Source organism: Paenibacillus soyae, from assembly GCF_024623455.1.
GTDB classification, from domain to species: domain Bacteria; phylum Bacillota; class Bacilli; order Paenibacillales; family Paenibacillaceae; genus Pristimantibacillus; species Pristimantibacillus soyae.
Window position 1 is genome coordinate 474,183 of record NZ_JANIPJ010000002.1, and the last position, 17,469, is coordinate 491,651.

A 17,469-nucleotide genomic window follows, 5' to 3' on the forward strand; every position below is an offset into this window, starting at 1 on the left:
CTTACGGCACATCCCTTTGCCTTTATATTAACACCCGCCGGCGGCTCCATGGCGCCGCCTTGGCGGATGGTCTTACGACGTCCCAGGCACGTCGCAGACTGTTCTCATGCTTTATCATACTCCGCTCGCGTTCAACTTGTGCGAATACCCGCCAAATTAATGCGAAGCTTTTTTCTCGGTCCAATCGGACGTAGAGATCACGTATTTCTCGGCCGCTCCATGGTCGAGCTGAACCTCGTAGGTGAGCTGCGCCCCATCCTCGGACCAGACGAGCCCGGAATGATGGCCGTTCTTCCTGTCGGTCTGATGCACAACCTCGCCGCTTTCGGTTGAGGCGATAATAACGCTGTACTCGTCGACTGCCGCGCTGTACAATCCGTCTGGCGATAGGAACACCGCCGCCGCGATGCCCATATCAGGACCGGCCTTGTTGTCTCCGGCCTGATCTTCGGATGGTTCGATCGGTTCGACCGGCTCTCCCGACGCTTCGCCCTCTCCGCCAGCGGGAGTGCCTTCGAAACCTTGCGTGCCGGCTCCATCCGTAATGGAAGGAGCTTCCGGCACATCTTCAATTGCAACATTAGGAGAGACGGGCTCATCGCCAAGGTCCTCATTCGTTGTCTCTGATGCGACGAACCGCGTATCCCTCTCCGCGGGTTCCGACGACCCGCCGCTGGAGGCTCCGCTAGCTTCTTCGCCTTGGGAATCGGGATTATCCGTTGCGAATTTTCTAAGTACGTCAGTCGAGATATCGCCGCCGGCTTGGTCTCCGTTAGCAGCCCCCTCAACATTATACATCTCCGCAGCTGACGAGTTGGCCGCGCCGCCGTGGTCCAAGTCCGCCGAAAAATCCGCTTTGTCATTCGCTCCGCCGCCAAACCCGGGGGCGTTCAGCAGGAATAATCCGGCTACGACGCCTGCCGCCACTACGCTGCCGACAGCGCTCCAAGACGGCCACTTTCGGCTGCGTTTCAGCCTGCGCGATTCGCCTAGCTTCTCCTCAGCAGGATCGGATGCCGGCGCCGTGGCGATGACGTGCTCCGCTTGCCGCGCCTCCAGGTCAATCCGCTCGAGCTCGGGCAGGATGGCATCCACCAAGCTGTACCGGGGCGTCACCTTAGGCAGGCTGGCGAGATCGGACGACAGACGCTTTAGCCGTTCGAACGCCGCCGCGCAGTCCGGACATTGTCTGATATGATCGTTCAGGACGACGAATTCCTCGTCGCCGAGGTCGTCGTCCAGCTGTCTCTGCATCAGTTCCATCACCTCTTGACAATTCATCCCCGGACACCACCTTTCTGATAATCTTGAAGTAAAGTTTGCAGCTGCTGCCTGGCCCTGAATAAATATGATTTGACCGTGTTAAGCGGCAAATCCAGCGAATCCGCGATCTCGTTATAGGAGAAATCCTGCAAGTAACGCAAAACGACGACCGTCCGGTGATGCTCCGGCAGCTTGTCGATCGCGCTCCGGATATCCTGGAGAGCGTACGCGGACAGCACTTCCTCCTCCACGTTCTGCTTCTCCCGGAATACGAGCTCGTGCTCGTCTATCGAAACCGTCGGTTTATTCCTTCTGAATTTGTCTATGCAAATATTCGTAACGATGCGTTGAATCCATGTCTTGAATTGAGCTTTCTCCTCGTACGAGCCTATCTTTGTATAAATCCGAATGAGCGCTTCCTGTGCCGCGTCCATCGCGTCCTGCTCATTATTCAATATATAATAGGCTGTCCGATATACATGGGTTTCAATCTCACGCAACAGAGTGATTAAAGCATCGCGATCTCCCGCTTGGGCCGCTTTGATCAGACCGGGCTCCACCACGAAGGATCCTCCTCTCTTGCAACCTTACTGACGGACCGGTTGCTCTGAATGTTGCAGTTTTTGGGGTTGAACTTTTTTTTTTTTGTAAGTATCTTGAGAATCTATCAAAAATCGCTTTATACCGAACTCCGCGACTCTAGGAACTCCAAACTCAAGAATACCAAAATTTTAGAAATCCGTATAGACGCTCATTCTTTCCAAGCGAACACGCCCGAGCTTGTGAGGCGGAATCGCGCCTCCCCCTCCAGATCCGTCCGCCACAGCGCCGCCCCCGCATGCCCGAGCCGCGAGATGACATCCGGGTGGGGATGACCATACGTATTGGTCGCGGACACTGACGCCACGGCGCTGAGCGGCCGTAAGTAGGCTAGCCATTCTTCGCTTGTGGAATATCGGCTGCCGTGGTGGGCAACCTTGAGGATCGTTATGGGCGATGCTTCTCCTCCGGCGCTTTGTTCTCTCTCCACAATCAGCCTCTCCGTCTCGCTCGAGATGTCTCCAGGGAACAGAATGGTATAGCCGTACATCGACAACGAGACGACCAAGCTATGCTCGTTCTGATCCTCTTCGGAAGGAACAGCCTCCTCGCCATTCCGCCGAACCGGCCAGAGCACCTTAAGCCTTGTTGCGTAATCGAGCTCGACTTCATCGTCATCTGCCGGAGCGTAGAGCGGTATGCCCGAATCTAGCGCGAGCTCCATCAGCCGGACCGCGTCTTCGGAGTCTTTCATCGACCCGTTCCACCATATCGCCTTGACCGGAATTTGCTCGAGCACGGCATGCAAGCCTTTAATATGATCGCTGTCCAGATGGGAGACGACGAGCAAATCCAGCTCGCTGACGCCTCTTCGCATCAGCAAGGGAACGACGACCTTCGCCCCGACATCGAACGGATCCTTCCGGGCCCGCCATTCTTCTCCGGGCTTCGCGAAAGAGATTGCCCCGCCGCCGTCAATCAGAATATGCTTGCCTGCCGGCGTTCGGATGAGGGCGGCGTCTCCTTGGCCGACGTCCAGAAAGCTCACCGTGCCTGAACGATCGAATCGATAAGGATTCGCCGCATACAGCAGCAGGATTATCAAAGCGGCGGCATAGCCGACCGCGGCACGCATGTGACGGCCGTATGGAGAATGAGAGGATCGGTCCCTCCTATATTGATCGTCACCGCCATCCGAACCGGCGCTTAGCGGAGCGGTCGCTTCCTCGCAGGCTGCAGCTTCTTCTTCTCTCCATCGTCTTACGGCGTTCCATCGATCTACGAAACGGAATAGCGCCGCCATGAGCAGCAGCCAGACCATAACCCACCATAGAGGAGGAGTCGCCCATATGATGCGCAAGCCGTCCGGCTTGGACAAAGCGTCTACTAACGCGAACGACCACTCGTTGGCGCGGACCGACAACCCCGCCAGCCATCCGGCGCCATCCTCCCAGACGAATCCGAGCAGCATGGCCGCCGTCCCGGCCGGCATGACGATAAAGCTAATGAAGGGAACGAGGATGAAATTGGCGAGCAGAGAGAGAAGGTGGAATTGGTTGAAATAGTAGAGCGTAACGGGGAACGACACCAGCTGCGCAACCAGCGTGACGGCTGCCAGATCGAGCAGCCACCCTCCGCGGCGCGGCCGCGGAAGAGCCCTCCTGACGGGCGGAACGCCTACTATTAATCCGAGCGTTACCAGAAACGAGAGCTGGAAGCTTACGCTGTCGAGATAATACGGGTTATATAGCAGGAGAAGGACGGCAGCCGCCGCAAGCAGATGCAAGCCGTCCTTCAGCTTGCCTAGTCTGGCGGCGATCAGGCCGAGCACCGCCATGACGCCCGCGCGGAGCACGGAAGGCGAAGCTCCCGCCAGCAGCACGTAGAGCGGAACGGCGAACATAAGCGCCGTCAGAATTCGTTCGCGGGGCTGCCTCGCGAGCTTCATGAGTCCGCCGAACGCGTACATGAACACGGCGACATGAAGGCCGGATATAGCAAGTATATGCGTCAGGCCGAGCCTCGCGAAGGCGTTAAACTGCTCGGGATCGAGATCCTCGCGAATCCCGAGAATCAAGCCCTGCATGTAGCCGGACTGCTCGGCCGGATACAGGGCGCCAAGCCGCGTGCCCAGCCATGCGCGCGCGGCGTCCACGCGGCCGAGCATGGCGGCCGCGGACCATTGCTTCGCCGCCGGTGACGCGACGTCGAGCGCGGCGGCGCCTTCGGCTTTGAGCAGCCAGTGGATCCCCTGGCTGCGCAGATAGCGGCGGTAGTCGAACCCGCCGCTGTTGGTGGCTTCCGCCGGCCGCGACAGCTCGCCGGCGACGCGCACTTCGTCGCCGCGCTGCCACGCCGCGGCGACCTCGAGCTCCGGCGCTTCGCTGAGCCGGAGCTGCACCTGCAGCCGCTCGGCGCGCTCGAGCGGCTCTACCCCCTCCGCCTGGATGGCATGCGCCTCCATGCGGAACGTCACGCGGTCGCCGTCGATCTCGACCGCGCTGACGATCGTGCCGAGAGCGTCCGCGGCATAGGCCGCTCTCGGCCCGTCCGCCTCGGCGGCGGCGGCCAGCTCCTGCAGCGCGGTGACGTTCCGCGCATCCGCCCATAGCCGGGTTCCCGCCGCCAGGCATAGCCCGATCAAGCAGGCGATCGCCACGCCCCGGCTCGCCTGCTTGCCAAGCACGGCGGCGGCGGCCAGCAGCGCCGCCGCTCCCGCCAACAGCATCGCTCCGCGCGCGCCCAGCCCGGCCGCCGCGGCGCTCCCGGCCACGAAGCAGGTCGCGAACCAAACAAGCGGCCTCCTATCCATCAAACGCATCTGCGCACACTCCTTCGTATAAATCTGCAGCCGCGCAAAAAAAAGAAGAACCTCCGGCGCATCCTGCGATTGCGTCCGGAGGTTCTCCCTCGCGGTATCCTGCTATGGTTAGTAAGTCGCTTTCTTTCACCTTGCCCTGACAGAGCCAGCCGGCCGTTCCGTTACAGCGACACTTCCATCTGGGCTTGCGCGGGCGGCGAATAATGCTCGACCTGCCGGAACGCGATGCCCTGCTGCGCCATTAGCGCGAATACTTTCTCGCTGTCCTTCGGGTAAGCCCGGTGGAATACGATTTCCTGCACCCCGCTGTTCGCCAGCATGTTCGCGCATGTCCAGCACGGCTGGTCGGTCACATAGACGACGGAGCCTTCCCGGTCCGTCCGGTCCGTGAACAGCAGCAGGTTCTGCTCCGCATGGATCGTACGGATGCAGCGCTGCTTGCGGATCACTTGCTCCCGGCCGTCCACCTGCATCACTTCCGCTTCCTCCGCGATCATGCAGCCGGCTTCCAGGCAATCGTGAGCCCCCATGGGCGCTCCGTTGTACGCCGTGCCGAGAAGCTTCTTGCCCTGCACGAGAACGGCTCCGACATGACGTCGCGGGCATCTCGAACGAGTCGAAACCATATAGGCGATATCCATAAAATAAGTGTCCCAATCCTTGCGAATGGCGTCGTTGTTCGCGGCAGTCATCGTCTCCTCCAGTCTCGGGTTAACCCGGGCTTGCTGCGTCAGCCTTATTCTATCAAAAATGATTAGTTCCTATTGTAACGATAATAGATTCATATTGCCAGCGCGAATACGGATTAAGCTTGCTGGCTGTAAGCGACGGCCTGGCTTTGTTCGATGGCTTGCTCCAAGTCCGCCAAAATATCGCCGATCCCTTCCGTTCCGATCGACAACCGAATCATGCCCGGCGTCACTCCGGCTGCGGCCTGCTCATCCGCGGACAGCTGCTGATGGGTCGTGCTGGCCGGATGGATGATCAGCGACTTGGAATCGCCGACGTTCGCCAGATGGGAGAACAGCTGGACGGCGTTAATGATTTTTTTGCCCGCCTCAAGCCCGCCTTTGATCCCAAAGGTCAAGATCGCGCCGCTGCCCGCAGGCAAATACTTCTGCGCCAGCTCATAAGAAGGATGGCTCTTCAGTCCCGGGTAGTTGACCCATTCGACGGCCTCATGCTTCTCCAGCCATTCAGCCACCGCCAGCGCGTTCGAGCTGTGTCTCTCCATCCGCAGATGCAGCGTCTCGAGACCTTGCAGCAGCAGGAATGAATTGAAAGGAGACAGCGCGGCGCCCATGTCGCGGAGCAGTTGAACGCGCGCCTTGATAATGTAAGCGATCGGACCGACCGCATCCGTATAGACGACGCCGTGATAGCTTGGGTCCGGCTCCGTCAATCCGGGGAACTTGCCGCTTTCCTTCCAATTAAACGTGCCGCCGTCCACGATGACGCCGCCGATCGACGTGCCGTGCCCGCCGATGAATTTCGTCGCGGAGTGAACGACAATGTCCGCGCCGTGCTCGATCGGGCGGCAAAGATAGGGGCTTGGGAACGTATTGTCGACGATCAACGGAATGCCGTTCTCATGGGCGATCGCCGCGACCGCCTCCAAATCGATGACGTCTCCTCTCGGATTGCCGATGGTCTCGGCGAAGACCGCTTTCGTTCGGTCCGTGATCGCCGCCCGGAAGTTGTCCGGGTTCGACGGATCGACGAACTTCACCGTGATGCCCAGCTTGGGCAGCGTCGTCGAGAACAAGTTGTACGTTCCGCCGTAGAGGCTCGCGGCGGAGACGATCTCGTCGCCAGCGCCGGCGATATTCAAGATCGAATACGTGATGGCGGCTTGTCCGGACGCGACGGCAAGCGCGGCGGGCGCGCCCTCAAGCTCGGCAACCCGCTTCTCGAATACGTCCGTCGTCGGATTCATAATGCGTGTATAGATATTGCCGAATTCCTGCAGCGAAAACAGGTTAGCCGCATGGTCGGTATCCCGGAACCCATAGGATGTCGTTTGATAGATCGGAACGGCGCGGGACATCGTTGCAGGATCAATGGATTGGCCTCCGTGGACGGATAGCGTTTCGAGCGAAAATCTTTTTTGTTCGGACATGTTTCCTTCCTCCTCAGAACGGTTGATGTTCTCTCGCAAGCATACGGGTCTTCAGCAAAACCTGCTTCGTAAGTGTCGGCCTCGCCTATTACTCTAGCAATATATGTATGCTCCCTGCCATTCTCTCACATTTATGGATTGGCGACAACGCTTTCTTTTAAGCCCTCCAGCAGCTTCTCGCCAATGCCCTTTACCCGCAGCAAATCGTCAACACTGGCAAAATAACCGAGGCGTTCGCGGTCTTCGACGATTGCCTGAGCTTTCGACGGACCAATGCCCTTAAGGCCGTCCAGCTGCTCGACCGTTGCCCGGTTAATGTCGAGCTTGCCCGTATCCTCCCCTGCCGCTTCTCCCGTCGTCCCAACGCCGCCAGCCGGTGCGGATTCCCCGGTTCCCGGTAAGGAAGGCTTAGTATCGTCCGGTCCTCCCGTTTCTTCGACCGCTTGATCCGCCGGCTCCGCTCCTGTTCCCGCCGGTTCAGTCGGCCGCTCGCCCGTTTGGGCCTGAGCCGTTAACGGCGTGCCCTTCTTCGGCCCATCCTTCCCCGGGTCCGCCGCTTCCTTTTGAAGCTCCGTAATTTTCTCTTGCACCGCCTCATTTAACGGAATCCAGCCGCCTTCGCTTTCGTTTTTTTTGTTTTCCCCCGCGATTGCGAGCGCAAACAGAAGCACGGCCCCGGCCAAGCACGCTGTCACCATCGCAAAACGTAGATTCCCGATCGCAATTCTGCCGTTTTTAACACGCAAGCTGATTTCCCCTTTTCAACAAAAAGATTGGTAATTCGTGACATATGGAACAAGTCACGCGGAATAGGATGAAAGAGTATGACATTCGAGCAAGCGGGTATGGGAGGGCTTATCATGAATGTAGGATTTATCGGCACAGGCTCGATGGGGACGTTATTAATCGAAGCGTTCATCGCATCCGGCGCACTGTCGCCCGCGGAGGTTGCCGTCAGCAACCGTACTTACGCCAAGGCGCAGGCGTTAGCCGACCGGTATCCCGGCATGAGAGCCGAATTCAAAAACGCGGAAACGGCCTGCGGCAGCGATATCGTCTTTCTGTGCGTGAAGCCGCATGAGTTCATTCACGTCGTCGAGGACATTAAGCCTGTCATCCGGCCGGAGCAAATCGTCGTATCGATTACGAGTCCCGTTCTTGTCTCCCACCTGGAAGGCGAGCTGGATTGCAAAATCGCCAAGATCATTCCCAGCATCACGAATAAAGTGTGGAGCGGCGCCTCTCTCTGCATCTACGGCGATACGATGGAGGAGAAGGACAAAAAACGGCTGGAATCGTTGTTTACCCACATCAGCGAGCCTCTTCGCATCGCGGAGAGCTACACGAGGGTCGTCTCCGACCTGTCCAGCTGCGGTCCCGCCTTTATGGCGTTCCTGCTTCAGAAGTTCATTGACGCCGCCGTGGAAGAGACCGGCATTCCGCGCAGCGAAGCGGTAAAGGTCGCAAGCAATATGCTGCTTGGCACAGGCCTCTTGCTGACGGAAGGTCGGATGACGCCCGAGGAGATCCAAGCCCGCGTGGCGGTGCCCGGGGGCATTACGGCCAAAGCGCTGCAGCTGCTCAGCCGGGAAACGGAAGGCGTCTTCAACGATCTGATTCGGACGACGCACGACAAGTACAGAGAAGACCTTATCAAGGTGACGACCGCGTTTTACGGCGAAGAGGTGAACGGTCAATAGCTGTTCTTCAGCTAATGTCCGCCCACCTCTTCGGATGCGTTTGATTTAGTTGGCAACGATATTGACGAGCTTGCCTTTGACCGCGACAACCTTGCGAATCGTTTTGCCCGCGATAAGCTCTTGCACTTTCTCGAGCTCTTTAGCGAGGGCTTCCATATCGGCTTCGTTCGTGTCTGCCGCGATGGACGCCCGCTCCACGATTTTGCCGTTCACTTGCACGACGATTTCGACCTCTTGGTCGACTGTCCAAGCTTCCTCGTATGCCGGCCATTCCGAATACGTGATCGTCTCCGTCCTGCCCAGCTTCTCCCACAGCTCTTCCGTGATGTGCGGCGCGATCGGCGACAGCATTTGCAGGAACTGCGCCATCGCTTCGCGCGGCAGCGACTCCGTCTTGTAAGCTTCGTTTACGAAAATCATCAGCTGGCTGATAACGGTGTTGAAGCGGAGATTTTCGTAATCGTCCGTAATTTTTTTGATCGAACGATGCCATACTCGCTTGAACGCGTCCGTCGTCTCGCCGTCGCCGATCTTGGCGCTGAGCGTGCCGTCCTCGTTCACGAACAATCTCCATACGCGGGACAAGAAGCGGTACGTGCCTTCCACGCCGTTCGTGTTCCATGGCTTCGTCGCCTCCAGAGGCCCCATGAACATCTCGTACATGCGGAGCGTATCCGCGCCGAATTCGTTCACGATATCGTCCGGATTGATGACGTTGCCGCGCGATTTGGACATCTTCTCGTTGTTGGTGCCAAGGATCATGCCTTGGTTGACCAGCTTATGGAACGGCTCTTTCGTATGCACGACGCCGATATCGTACAGCACTTTATGCCAGAAGCGGGCGTACAGCAAGTGAAGAACCGCATGCTCCGCGCCGCCGATATACAGGTCGACCGGCAGCCATTCCTTCTGCTTCTCCGGCGAACAAATTTCCTTGTCGTTCTTCGGATCGATGAAGCGCAGGTAATACCAGCAGCTTCCCGCCCATTGCGGCATCGTGTTCGTCTCGCGGCGAGCTTTCATGCCCGTCTCGGGATCAACCGTATTCACCCAATCCGTTACGTTCGCCAGCGGCGACTCTCCCGTGCCGGACGGCTTGATGGCGTCCACGTCAGGCAGCAGCAGCGGCAGCTGATCCTCCGGAACAGGCTTCATCGTGCCGTCCTCGAGGTGCAGAATCGGAATCGGCTCGCCCCAATACCGCTGACGGCTGAACAGCCAGTCGCGCAGACGGTAGGTCACCTTGGCCTTGCCTTTCCCGGTTTCCTCAAGTCGCTCGATCATCGCTTTGATCGCGGCTTCGTTATTCAAACCGTTCAGGAAATCGGAGTTTACGTGAGGCCCGTCGCCCGCGTAAGCCTCTTTGGACAAGTCCCCGCCCTCGACGACTTCGATAATCGGCAGGTCGAACTGCTTCGCGAACTCGTAGTCTCTCGTATCATGTCCCGGAACGGCCATAATCGCGCCCGTGCCGTAGCCCGCAAGCACGTAATCGGCGATCCAGATCGGCGTTTTCGCGCCGTTTACCGGATTGATCGCGTAAGCGCCCGTGAACACGCCCGTTTTCTCTTTCGCGAGATCCGTCCGCTCGAGGTCGCTCTTGCGCGCGGCCGCGTCTTGATAAGCTTCCACGGCAGCCTTCTGATCGGCCGTCGTGATGCGCGCGACGAGCTCATGCTCAGGCGCCAGCACGCAATACGTCGCGCCGAACAGCGTGTCGGGACGCGTCGTGAAGACGACAAGCGAATCGTTATGGCCGTCGATGTCGAAGGTCACTTCCGCGCCGGTCGATTTGCCGATCCAATTGCGCTGCATATCCTTGATGCTCTCGGACCAATCCAGCTCCTCCAGATCGTCCAGCAAGCGGTCCGCGTATTCCGTAATTTTCAGAATCCATTGGCGCATCGGCTTGCGGATGACCGGATGGCCGCCCCGCTCGCTCTTGCCGTCGATGACTTCTTCGTTCGCGAGAACCGTGCCGAGCGCCGGACACCAGTTCACCGGTACCTCCGCCACGTAGGCGAGACCGCGCTTATACAGCTGGATGAAGATCCACTGCGTCCATTTGTAATAATCCGGATCCGTCGTGCTGAACTCGCGATCCCAGTCGTACGAGAAGCCGAGCGACTTGATCTGGCGGCGGAAGTTGTCGATATTTTTGAACGTGATGTCTCTCGGATGCTGCCCCGTATCGAGCGCGTGCTGCTCCGCCGGCAAGCCGAATGCGTCCCAGCCCATCGGATGAAGCACGTTGAATCCTTTCATCCGCTTATAGCGGGATACGATATCCGTAGCCGTGTAGCCCTCCGGATGGCCTACGTGCAGGCCCGCTCCCGAAGGGTACGGGAACATATCCAGCGCGTAAAATTTCGGTTTATTCGCTTCCTCTTTCGTCTGGAACGTCTTGTTCGCGTCCCAATATTGCTGCCATTTCGGCTCGATCGCCAGCGGGTTGTAGCCGTGGCGCTGCTGCTCCTGACTCATGTCGGTCTCCTCCTAATCGTCTGAACAAACAATAAACCTCCCGCCCCCAGCGGATTAACGCTAGGGACGAGAGGTTATTCTCCCGTGGTACCACCCTAGTTAGCGGCGGGCATGCTTCGCCCTTCGCTCACTTGACGTCCGTAACGCGGACGAGACGTTGCGCTTCCCGAATCATTCGGTGCACGCACAGCTCCAAGGCGAGCTTCCCCGCGCGCAAGGTCCGGCTTCCACCAACCGCCGGCTCTCTAAGCCTTCGCAACGCAAGTACTGTTCCTCTTCCATGCTTAATATATGGAAAAACATTTACTAACGATTATAGTAGCTTACGAAGGCGCATGTCAAGCGGAGACCGTATTCCGTCCCTTTCGGCCGGCATTAGGCCGGCCTCTTCGCCAAATCCTTTCTAGCGGCAACAAACGCCAGACAAACCCCGGCCATGACGACGCCATGAATGATGGCGCCAGCCCATGTGCCGGCGGACCCGGTGACCAGCAGCATGAGCATCCATAATCCGAACGCAGGGATCTGAATCAAGAAAATCAAGGCAAGAAACGACACCAGCAGCATGTCGTTTACGCTTTCCCGGCTCCTGCTCCTGACAGCCAGCGCCCCGAGCAGCGCGATGCCGAGCGCTATCGAGCAGCCGCCCCAGAATCTCACCGTCTCCCTCTCTGACCCGACTTCCGAACCTAAGAAGCCAAACGAGAACATCACGTCCAAGTAATATGCAATCCCCGCCGCGACGGAAAGAATACCTATGCTTGCAATGACAATTCGGATGTTTGGGATACCAGGCACCTCCCCTTAAGCCATGAGTGTACGTTACTCATTATCCGGCAGCACGATTCGCTTTGCTTGAAGGCAGCGACTCTTTTCGTATAAAAAACGCATTCCTTAAAAGTTTGGTTGCAGGTCCGCCCTAATCCCTCAAACCTTCCGGTCCGCCCCCGCCGTCCAACCGAGCAGTCCGTAAACGGCCGAAACCGCCAGTACCACCCCAAGCGGCAAGCTCCAGCCGCCCGTCCAATCATGGATCCAGCCGACTAGAAGCGGCCCGCTGGCCGCCACCAAGTAACCAACCGCTTGGGCCATGCCCGATAACTCGGCCGCTTGTCCGCTGCCCTCCGTTCGGAGCGCGAATAACATGAGCGCCAGCCCGAAGCCGCCTCCCACCCCAAGGCCGAGTACGACCATGCTTAGCGCGGCAAGCTCCTTGCCGCCGACGAGAAGAATCAGATAACCTACCGCGATCAATGAGGAGGTCAGCAGGGCAAGTCCCCTTTGACTTCTTCGTTTGCCGGCCAGGATCGGAATGACGAACGTAGCGGGCATGCCGATCAGCTGCATTAACGACAGCATCCAGCCCGCGTCGGCGTGACTCAGTCCTTTATCCGTCAGAATAAGAGGGATCCAGGTCACGTTGACATAGAAGCAGAACGACTGCAGCGCGAGAAACAAGGAAACGATCCATGCGAGCGGCGAACGCCAAAGCTTGCCTGCCGCGTTTCCTTTTGCTCCGCTGACTTCAACGCGATTCGCGGAGAAGCTTGCCTGACGTACGAGCGGCAGCCATGCGACCGCCGCGATGAAGGCGATCGCGGCCGTAGCCGCGAGGGTCGCTTGCCAGCTAAAGCCCATCCCTTCCGTAAGCGGAACGCTGATACCGGATCCGATTGCGGCTCCCAAATTCATGGCGACCGTGTAGACGCCAGTCATTAGACCGACTTTGTTCGGGAAATCCCGCTTCACGAGGCTCGGCAGCAGGACGTTCCCGACCGCGATCGCCGCCCCCATCAAAGCGGTGCCTATAAACAAGGCCGCTGTGGAGGGCAGAGATCGTACGACAATCGCCGCCGCTAGAAGCACCGACGATCCAAGCAAAGAAAATTCCATGCCCATGCGGCGCGCCAGACGCGGCGCGATCGGCGACACCGCCGCAAACGCGAGTAGCGGGAGCGTCGTGAGCAATCCTGTCATCGCGGCGGTTAGTCCGAGCGTTTGCTTGATTTGATCGATGATCGGCCCCACCGCGGTGATCGGCGCCCGCAGAATCAAAGAAACCAGGACAATGCCAAGCACGAGCAGAGTGGCGCCGCCTTTGGCGCCCGAGGCTATCGGCATCGAGTCGGCCTGCCCGCGCTTGTCCGATGACTGACTATAGCTGTTCATTTTCTTTTTTGTTCCACCCTTCAGCTCTTTCTAACTCTGTACCAGTAATCATATAAGTGCTCGAAGCCGAATTTATCGTAAAGCCGGTTTGCGGCTTCGTTCCTTTTGACGACGAGCAAATACCCCGTCTTCGCGCCTTGCTCCCTAGCCCACCACAACAGATGGCGAGTCAGTTCCTCGCCGTATCCGCGGCCACGGAAACGGGCATCCGTCACGATATCGTACAGTCCCGCGTACTCTTGCTCCAGAACGACTATTCCGCAAGCGACGGGGATCCCTTCTTGCCGGAGCATGACGAAAGCTTTCCGAAGCGGCAGAACCTCCATCATGCGGCGGGTCGTTTCCTTCTGGCTGTCGTTTAATCCTTGCATGCCGGCGAGGGCATCCAGCCACTCGGGCGTCGCCTCGGTCGCAAGCGTCATGTCCTCGTAGTCCGATGCCCGGAGATTTTCGAGCGATGCCGTCTTGACTAGCGTATGATCCACGAGCTCGTAGCCCAGCTCGTTCAGCTTCTCGTCCAGGCCGGCAGGCTCGGCGAACGGCGTCACTTTAAATACGCAGGCTTGTCCTTGCGAGGCGTACAAGGCTTCGCAATATTTGATTTTTTCATCCAGCCCGAGCGTATGCCCGTAAATCGGATTGACCGAATTCGATCTTTTCGTGTACCCGTTCGAGAACCGCAGCAGCCATCCGTCGTACAACACGGTTTGCAGCGCCGGCCATCCGTTTAAGCTGATTTCTTCCAGTCTTTTGGCTAAATCCATATGCTCTCTTCTCCCGTCCCGCTCTCCCATGCGTTATTGAATGCCGAAGCGTTCCATGTGGCGATACAGCTTTTCTTGCTTTAAAATTTCGGCCTGTTTACGGCCCAGAAGGTCGAAGTGGGGATATTCGTCCCTTGCGTGAATGTACCTCGGGTTCAAGCCGTTTGCCCTGCACCAATCCGCCAGCTTGTCGAGGTTCGAGCAGCCTACCTTCGTCACCGTACGCATGCCCGGGAACCGGGGATCCAGCCAATAGTGCGTCAAAAAAGCGATTTCCCCTCCAGCGACAGCGGCCTTCCATTCTTTTAGCTCGTTGCGGGTAATGCCGAATGCCAACTCTATCCGCCTCCATTGTTGTTACTTAAAGGGGCCTCCTGGCTGGTCACGTCAAAATTTCTTTGACTCGCCCCACCTGGCCGTCCTGCAGCCGCACTTTTATGCCATGCGGATGCCTTGGCGAATTGGTCAATATATCTTTGACGATGCCGCGCGTCAGCTTGCCCGTTTTTTGGTCCGCTTTCAGCACGATATGCACCTCTTTTCCCGGCGCTACATCGGCCCTGTTCATTCCGTTGCCGCTCATGTCTGATCCCTCTTCTCCTAGATGTTGGATTTAAGCATAGCATATGCATCTAGGAGATGCACATAGTGCCAACAACTGTTATACTTACTCTCATACGTATAGAGGAAAAGAGGAAATTCGAGCATGTCTAACGCATTCCGCGCTCTCGGAATCTCCGAGCAGCTTAACGACTTATTGAAACAGAACGGCATCAGCGAACCGACGCCGGTGCAGCGCCAGACGATCCCTATATTAATGAAAGGGAACGACGTCATCGCGCAAGCCCAGACCGGCACGGGCAAGACGCTGGCTTTCGCCCTTCCTATTCTCGAGAGGATCAATCCGCAAAAAGAGCAGGTGCAGGCGCTCATCCTGACGCCGACCCGCGAGCTTGCGATCCAAATAACGACGGAGCTCAAGAAGCTGGCTCCCGCGTTCGAAGCGAACGTGCTTGCCGCGTACGGCGGCCAAGACGTCGAAGCGCAAATCCGGAAGCTGCAGCGCGCCCCTCATATCGTGGTGGCGACGCCGGGGCGCCTCATCGATCATATGAGCCGCGGCACGGTCAGCCTCGGCAAGCTGTCGATGCTCGTCCTCGACGAGGCGGATCAGATGCTGCACATGGGCTTCCTGCCCGAGGTGGAAAGCATCATTACCCAGACGCCGAAGGCTCGCCAGACGATGCTGTTCTCCGCGACGATGCCGGACGCCATTCGCAGACTTGCTTCCGCCTATATGAACGAACCGGAGGACGTGCAGATCCGCAGCGCGAACGTGACGCTCGACAGCATTACGCAGCTGGTCATCGACACGACGGACCGCGGCAAGCAGCGCGCGCTCATTCAACTGCTTGAGCAGCATAGTCCGTATCTTGCCGTTGTTTTCTGCCGGACCAAGGTGCGCGCGAAGAAGCTGAACGAAGCGCTTCAGGACGCCGGCTTCGAATCCGATGAGCTGCACGGCGATCTGACGCAAGCGAAGCGCGAGCAAGTAATGAAGCGGTTCCGCGAAGCGAAGCTTCAAGTGCTGGTGGCGACGGACGTTGCGGCGCGCGGGCTCGACGTCGAAGGCGTGACGCACGTGTACAACTACGATATGCCGCTAGACGGCGAGAGCTATATCCACCGCATCGGCAGAACGGGCCGCGCCGGACAGTCGGGGATGGCAGTTACGCTGGCCACGCCGTACGATACATCCAAGCTCGCTTCGATCGAACGGAGCATTAACGCCAGGTTGGAGCACCGCGCGATCGACCGCGAGGGCGGTCTTTCCTCCGGCGGCCGCCGAGGCGGCTCCTCCGAAGCCAAAGGCCGGGACGCTGCAGGCAATAGAGGCGGAGCTTCCCGCGGCGGCCGAGGGGCAGCCGATGGCAAGGGCGGCAAGCCTGCCGGCGGGCGGGCGACGGCTAAGGACGCTTCAGCCGGGAGCTTCAAGAAATCCGAGCAGGCACCGAAGAAGAAATCGGCGAACCCGTGGGAGATCAGCGAAGAAGATTTGATGTTCGCCAGCAAATATACGGGCGGCGGCGGGCGCCCATCGGACCGCGGCGGCAAGCGGAACGACGCGAGCCCCGGGAAATCGCGTACGGCGAGCCAAGGAGGAGCGCGGGGACGCTCGGGCGACGCCAGGAAATCCGGCAGGCCGAATGGCGGCCCAGCAGCGAGAACCGGCGGCAAGCCGGGAAGCGGCGGCGGGCGAGGCGGCTCGGCCACCCGATCCAAAGGCCGCGGAAGATAGCATTCGGTTAGCCTGGCGGGCCCTCTCGCATGGCTAAGTTCATCCTAACGCGCGGCAAGCTGCGCTTCACAACACGGCCCGGGAAGCGGCATCAAGGCTTTCCGGGTCTTTTTACGCCTAATTCCGGCTTGCCGAAGGCAGGTGTCCATACGGATTGGGGCAGCTGACATATGATAATGTATACCGATTGCGGGGGAGCCCTTAACAGCCTGCAGGCCCGCTTCGGCAAAATACAGTCTAGGAGGAATTGGCATGTCCGGTGTACATGGAGGCTACACGACGACAGGTGTAATCCTGGTTCTGTTTATTCTTTTGGTCATCGTTCTGAGGACTTTCCTGTAATAAACAAACCTTTCTTACACCTATAACGTTAAGGAGAAGGCCGCAGCAAGCTCTCTTGCTCCGGCCGGTTCTCCCTTATGTCACAGCGTGACGAATAGGACAGCTCGGGCTTTAAGCCCGAGCTGTCCTATTTTGCATGGACCGAATGACCAGCCCTTATCCTATTCCGTCCAAGCAAACTTCCGCAGAGCGTCCGCCACGCCGCCTTCGTTGTTCGAGCCCGCGACTAGATCGGCGGCGCGCTTGACGGCATCGGGCGAGTTGCTCATCGCGATGCCGAGACCGGCGAACTCCAGCATGGAGATGTCGTTGTAATAGTTGCCGATCGCCAGGATGTCTTCTCTTCTTACGCCAAGCTCGGCCGCGAGCTGTCTGAGCGCCGTGCCTTTGCTGGCTTCAGGATGCTGCACGTCGATGAAGAAATCGCCGCTTCGGATCAGCTGCAGCTGCGCGGGGCGCTTCTCCCAATGGGATTGAACGAAATCCATCTGCTCCTTGGAGCCGAACAACGTAAATTTCACGAGCCCGTCCGGCAAATCCGTGTCGAAATTCGCCTCCAGAGGGACAACCTTGTGGTGGGCGTACATCGCTTTCGCTTCTTCCGTCACCCGCTCGACCATCATCTCGTATGCGGTATTCACGTCGTAGTGGATGCCGTGCTCCCGGCAATAGGCAATAAATTCGCCAAGATCGTCCTTATTAATATCATATTGGAACAGAATCTCCCTGTTCTCTGATCGAACGGTTGCGGCGCCGTTATGCGTAATGAGCACCCCGCTAAGCTCTAGCTCCTCCAGGACGGGGAAAGCCCCCATCGGTCCGCGTCCCGTGCAGAGCACGATACGGGCGCCCGCTTCGGACGCCTCCCGCACAGCTTCCTTCACCGACGCCGGCAGCTTATGCTCGTCCGTCAGCAGCGTTCCGTCCACATCAAGCGCGATCAATTCATATTTCAGCTTCATTTCTGA

General features: G+C 58.5%; 17 protein-coding genes and 1 other annotated feature. Of the genes, 4 read left to right on the forward strand and 13 right to left on the reverse strand.

Annotated features, from left to right (window positions below; genetic code table 11):
• Nucleotides 1–156: 156 nt before the first annotated feature.
• The 6 genes from NQZ67_RS04875 to NQZ67_RS04900 all read right to left on the reverse strand — a co-directional run bounded on the left by NQZ67_RS04875 (nt 157) and on the right by NQZ67_RS04900 (nt 7,489).
• A complete protein-coding gene (locus tag NQZ67_RS04875; protein WP_257443264.1) occupies nt 157–1,281 on the reverse strand; it encodes an anti-sigma factor family protein in 1,125 nt (374 codons plus the stop codon).
• Nucleotides 1,278–1,826 (reverse strand): RNA polymerase sigma factor, encoded by a 549-nt coding sequence (locus tag NQZ67_RS04880; protein WP_257443265.1) that lies wholly within the window; start codon nt 1,824–1,826, stop codon nt 1,278–1,280. Before NQZ67_RS04880 ends, NQZ67_RS04875 begins: the two co-directional genes overlap by 4 nt.
• Nucleotides 1,827–2,014: 188 nt before the next feature.
• Nucleotides 2,015–4,624: a ComEC/Rec2 family competence protein gene (locus tag NQZ67_RS04885; RefSeq protein WP_257443266.1), complete on the reverse strand. Its 2,610-nt coding sequence runs from the start codon at nt 4,622–4,624 to the stop codon at nt 2,015–2,017.
• A gap of 161 nt (nt 4,625–4,785) precedes the next feature.
• Nucleotides 4,786–5,316 (reverse strand): deoxycytidylate deaminase, encoded by a 531-nt coding sequence (locus tag NQZ67_RS04890; RefSeq protein WP_257443267.1) that lies wholly within the window; start codon nt 5,314–5,316, stop codon nt 4,786–4,788.
• 113 nt (nt 5,317–5,429) lie between these two features.
• A complete protein-coding gene (locus NQZ67_RS04895; RefSeq protein WP_257443268.1) occupies nt 5,430–6,743 on the reverse strand; it encodes a homocysteine synthase in 1,314 nt (437 codons plus the stop codon).
• A gap of 131 nt (nt 6,744–6,874) precedes the next feature.
• Nucleotides 6,875–7,489, reverse strand: a complete 615-nt coding sequence (locus tag NQZ67_RS04900; RefSeq protein WP_257443270.1) for a ComEA family DNA-binding protein — start codon at nt 7,487–7,489, stop codon at nt 6,875–6,877.
• 114 nt (nt 7,490–7,603) lie between these two features.
• Between NQZ67_RS04900 and comER the strand changes: the two genes are divergently transcribed.
• The gene (gene comER, locus NQZ67_RS04905) at nt 7,604–8,443 is read left to right on the forward strand and encodes a late competence protein ComER (protein ID WP_257443272.1); all 840 of its coding nucleotides are present in this window, start codon (nt 7,604–7,606) and stop codon (nt 8,441–8,443) included.
• A 45-nt stretch (nt 8,444–8,488) separates the two neighbouring features.
• Here the strand turns inward: comER and leuS are convergent, their stop codons facing one another.
• From leuS to NQZ67_RS04935, 6 genes are all read right to left on the reverse strand, one after another.
• Nucleotides 8,489–10,927 (reverse strand): leucine--tRNA ligase, encoded by a 2,439-nt coding sequence (gene leuS, locus NQZ67_RS04910; protein ID WP_257443273.1) that lies wholly within the window; start codon nt 10,925–10,927, stop codon nt 8,489–8,491.
• 59 nt (nt 10,928–10,986) lie between these two features.
• Nucleotides 10,987–11,217: a binding site (T-box leader), on the reverse strand.
• A gap of 85 nt (nt 11,218–11,302) precedes the next feature.
• Nucleotides 11,303–11,647 (reverse strand): hypothetical protein, encoded by a 345-nt coding sequence (locus NQZ67_RS04915; RefSeq protein WP_257443277.1) that lies wholly within the window; start codon nt 11,645–11,647, stop codon nt 11,303–11,305.
• 207 nt (nt 11,648–11,854) lie between these two features.
• Nucleotides 11,855–13,096, reverse strand: a complete 1,242-nt coding sequence (locus tag NQZ67_RS04920) for a CynX/NimT family MFS transporter (protein ID WP_257443279.1) — start codon at nt 13,094–13,096, stop codon at nt 11,855–11,857.
• Nucleotides 13,097–13,116: 20 nt separating this feature from the next.
• A complete protein-coding gene (locus NQZ67_RS04925) occupies nt 13,117–13,860 on the reverse strand; it encodes a GNAT family N-acetyltransferase (RefSeq protein ID WP_257443281.1) in 744 nt (247 codons plus the stop codon).
• Nucleotides 13,861–13,893: 33 nt separating this feature from the next.
• Nucleotides 13,894–14,196 carry a hypothetical protein gene (locus tag NQZ67_RS04930; protein WP_257443283.1) on the reverse strand — a complete coding sequence of 101 codons (303 nt, stop codon included), beginning with the start codon at nt 14,194–14,196 and terminating at the stop codon, nt 13,894–13,896.
• Between the two features lie 46 nt (nt 14,197–14,242).
• Entirely contained in the window at nt 14,243–14,443 is a 201-nt protein-coding gene (locus NQZ67_RS04935; RefSeq protein WP_371825263.1) for a YwbE family protein, read from the reverse strand.
• Nucleotides 14,444–14,566: 123 nt separating this feature from the next.
• On the opposite strand from NQZ67_RS04935, the gene NQZ67_RS04940 reads away from it, so the two are divergent.
• From NQZ67_RS04940 to yjcZ, 3 genes are all read left to right on the forward strand, one after another.
• Complete coding sequence (locus NQZ67_RS04940; RefSeq protein WP_257443284.1) at nt 14,567–16,159, forward strand: DEAD/DEAH box helicase; 1,593 nt, start codon at nt 14,567–14,569, stop codon at nt 16,157–16,159.
• A gap of 29 nt (nt 16,160–16,188) precedes the next feature.
• A complete protein-coding gene (locus NQZ67_RS04945; protein WP_257443285.1) occupies nt 16,189–16,326 on the forward strand; it encodes a hypothetical protein in 138 nt (45 codons plus the stop codon).
• Nucleotides 16,327–16,411: 85 nt separating this feature from the next.
• Nucleotides 16,412–16,501, forward strand: a complete 90-nt coding sequence (gene yjcZ, locus NQZ67_RS04950) for a sporulation protein YjcZ (protein WP_257443286.1) — start codon at nt 16,412–16,414, stop codon at nt 16,499–16,501.
• Nucleotides 16,502–16,662: 161 nt separating this feature from the next.
• Here yjcZ and NQZ67_RS04955 read toward each other — a convergent pair whose 3' ends face one another.
• Nucleotides 16,663–17,463, reverse strand: a complete 801-nt coding sequence (locus NQZ67_RS04955; protein WP_257443288.1) for a Cof-type HAD-IIB family hydrolase — start codon at nt 17,461–17,463, stop codon at nt 16,663–16,665.
• Nucleotides 17,464–17,469: the final 6 nt, after the last annotated feature.

What these genes read in the sequence shown, in the direction of transcription:
- NQZ67_RS04875 (WP_257443264.1), bottom strand. Translation starts at nt 1,281, where the DNA reads ATGAATTGTCAAGAGGTGATGGAACTGATGCAGAGACAGCTGGACGAC.
- NQZ67_RS04885 (WP_257443266.1), bottom strand. Translation starts at nt 4,624, where the DNA reads ATGCGTTTGATGGATAGGAGGCCGCTTGTTTGGTTCGCGACCTGCTTC.
- NQZ67_RS04890 (WP_257443267.1), bottom strand. Translation starts at nt 5,316, where the DNA reads ATGACTGCCGCGAACAACGACGCCATTCGCAAGGATTGGGACACTTAT.
- NQZ67_RS04895 (WP_257443268.1), bottom strand. Translation starts at nt 6,743, where the DNA reads ATGTCCGAACAAAAAAGATTTTCGCTCGAAACGCTATCCGTCCACGGA.
- comER (WP_257443272.1), top strand. Translation starts at nt 7,604, where the DNA reads ATGAATGTAGGATTTATCGGCACAGGCTCGATGGGGACGTTATTAATC.
- leuS (WP_257443273.1), bottom strand. Translation starts at nt 10,927, where the DNA reads ATGAGTCAGGAGCAGCAGCGCCACGGCTACAACCCGCTGGCGATCGAG.
- NQZ67_RS04920 (WP_257443279.1), bottom strand. Translation starts at nt 13,096, where the DNA reads ATGAACAGCTATAGTCAGTCATCGGACAAGCGCGGGCAGGCCGACTCG.
- NQZ67_RS04925 (WP_257443281.1), bottom strand. Translation starts at nt 13,860, where the DNA reads ATGGATTTAGCCAAAAGACTGGAAGAAATCAGCTTAAACGGATGGCCG.
- NQZ67_RS04935 (WP_371825263.1), bottom strand. Translation starts at nt 14,443, where the DNA reads ATGAGCGGCAACGGAATGAACAGGGCCGATGTAGCGCCGGGAAAAGAG.
- NQZ67_RS04940 (WP_257443284.1), top strand. Translation starts at nt 14,567, where the DNA reads ATGTCTAACGCATTCCGCGCTCTCGGAATCTCCGAGCAGCTTAACGAC.
- NQZ67_RS04945 (WP_257443285.1), top strand. Translation starts at nt 16,189, where the DNA reads ATGGCTAAGTTCATCCTAACGCGCGGCAAGCTGCGCTTCACAACACGG.
- yjcZ (WP_257443286.1), top strand. Translation starts at nt 16,412, where the DNA reads ATGTCCGGTGTACATGGAGGCTACACGACGACAGGTGTAATCCTGGTT.
- NQZ67_RS04955 (WP_257443288.1), bottom strand. Translation starts at nt 17,463, where the DNA reads ATGAAGCTGAAATATGAATTGATCGCGCTTGATGTGGACGGAACGCTG.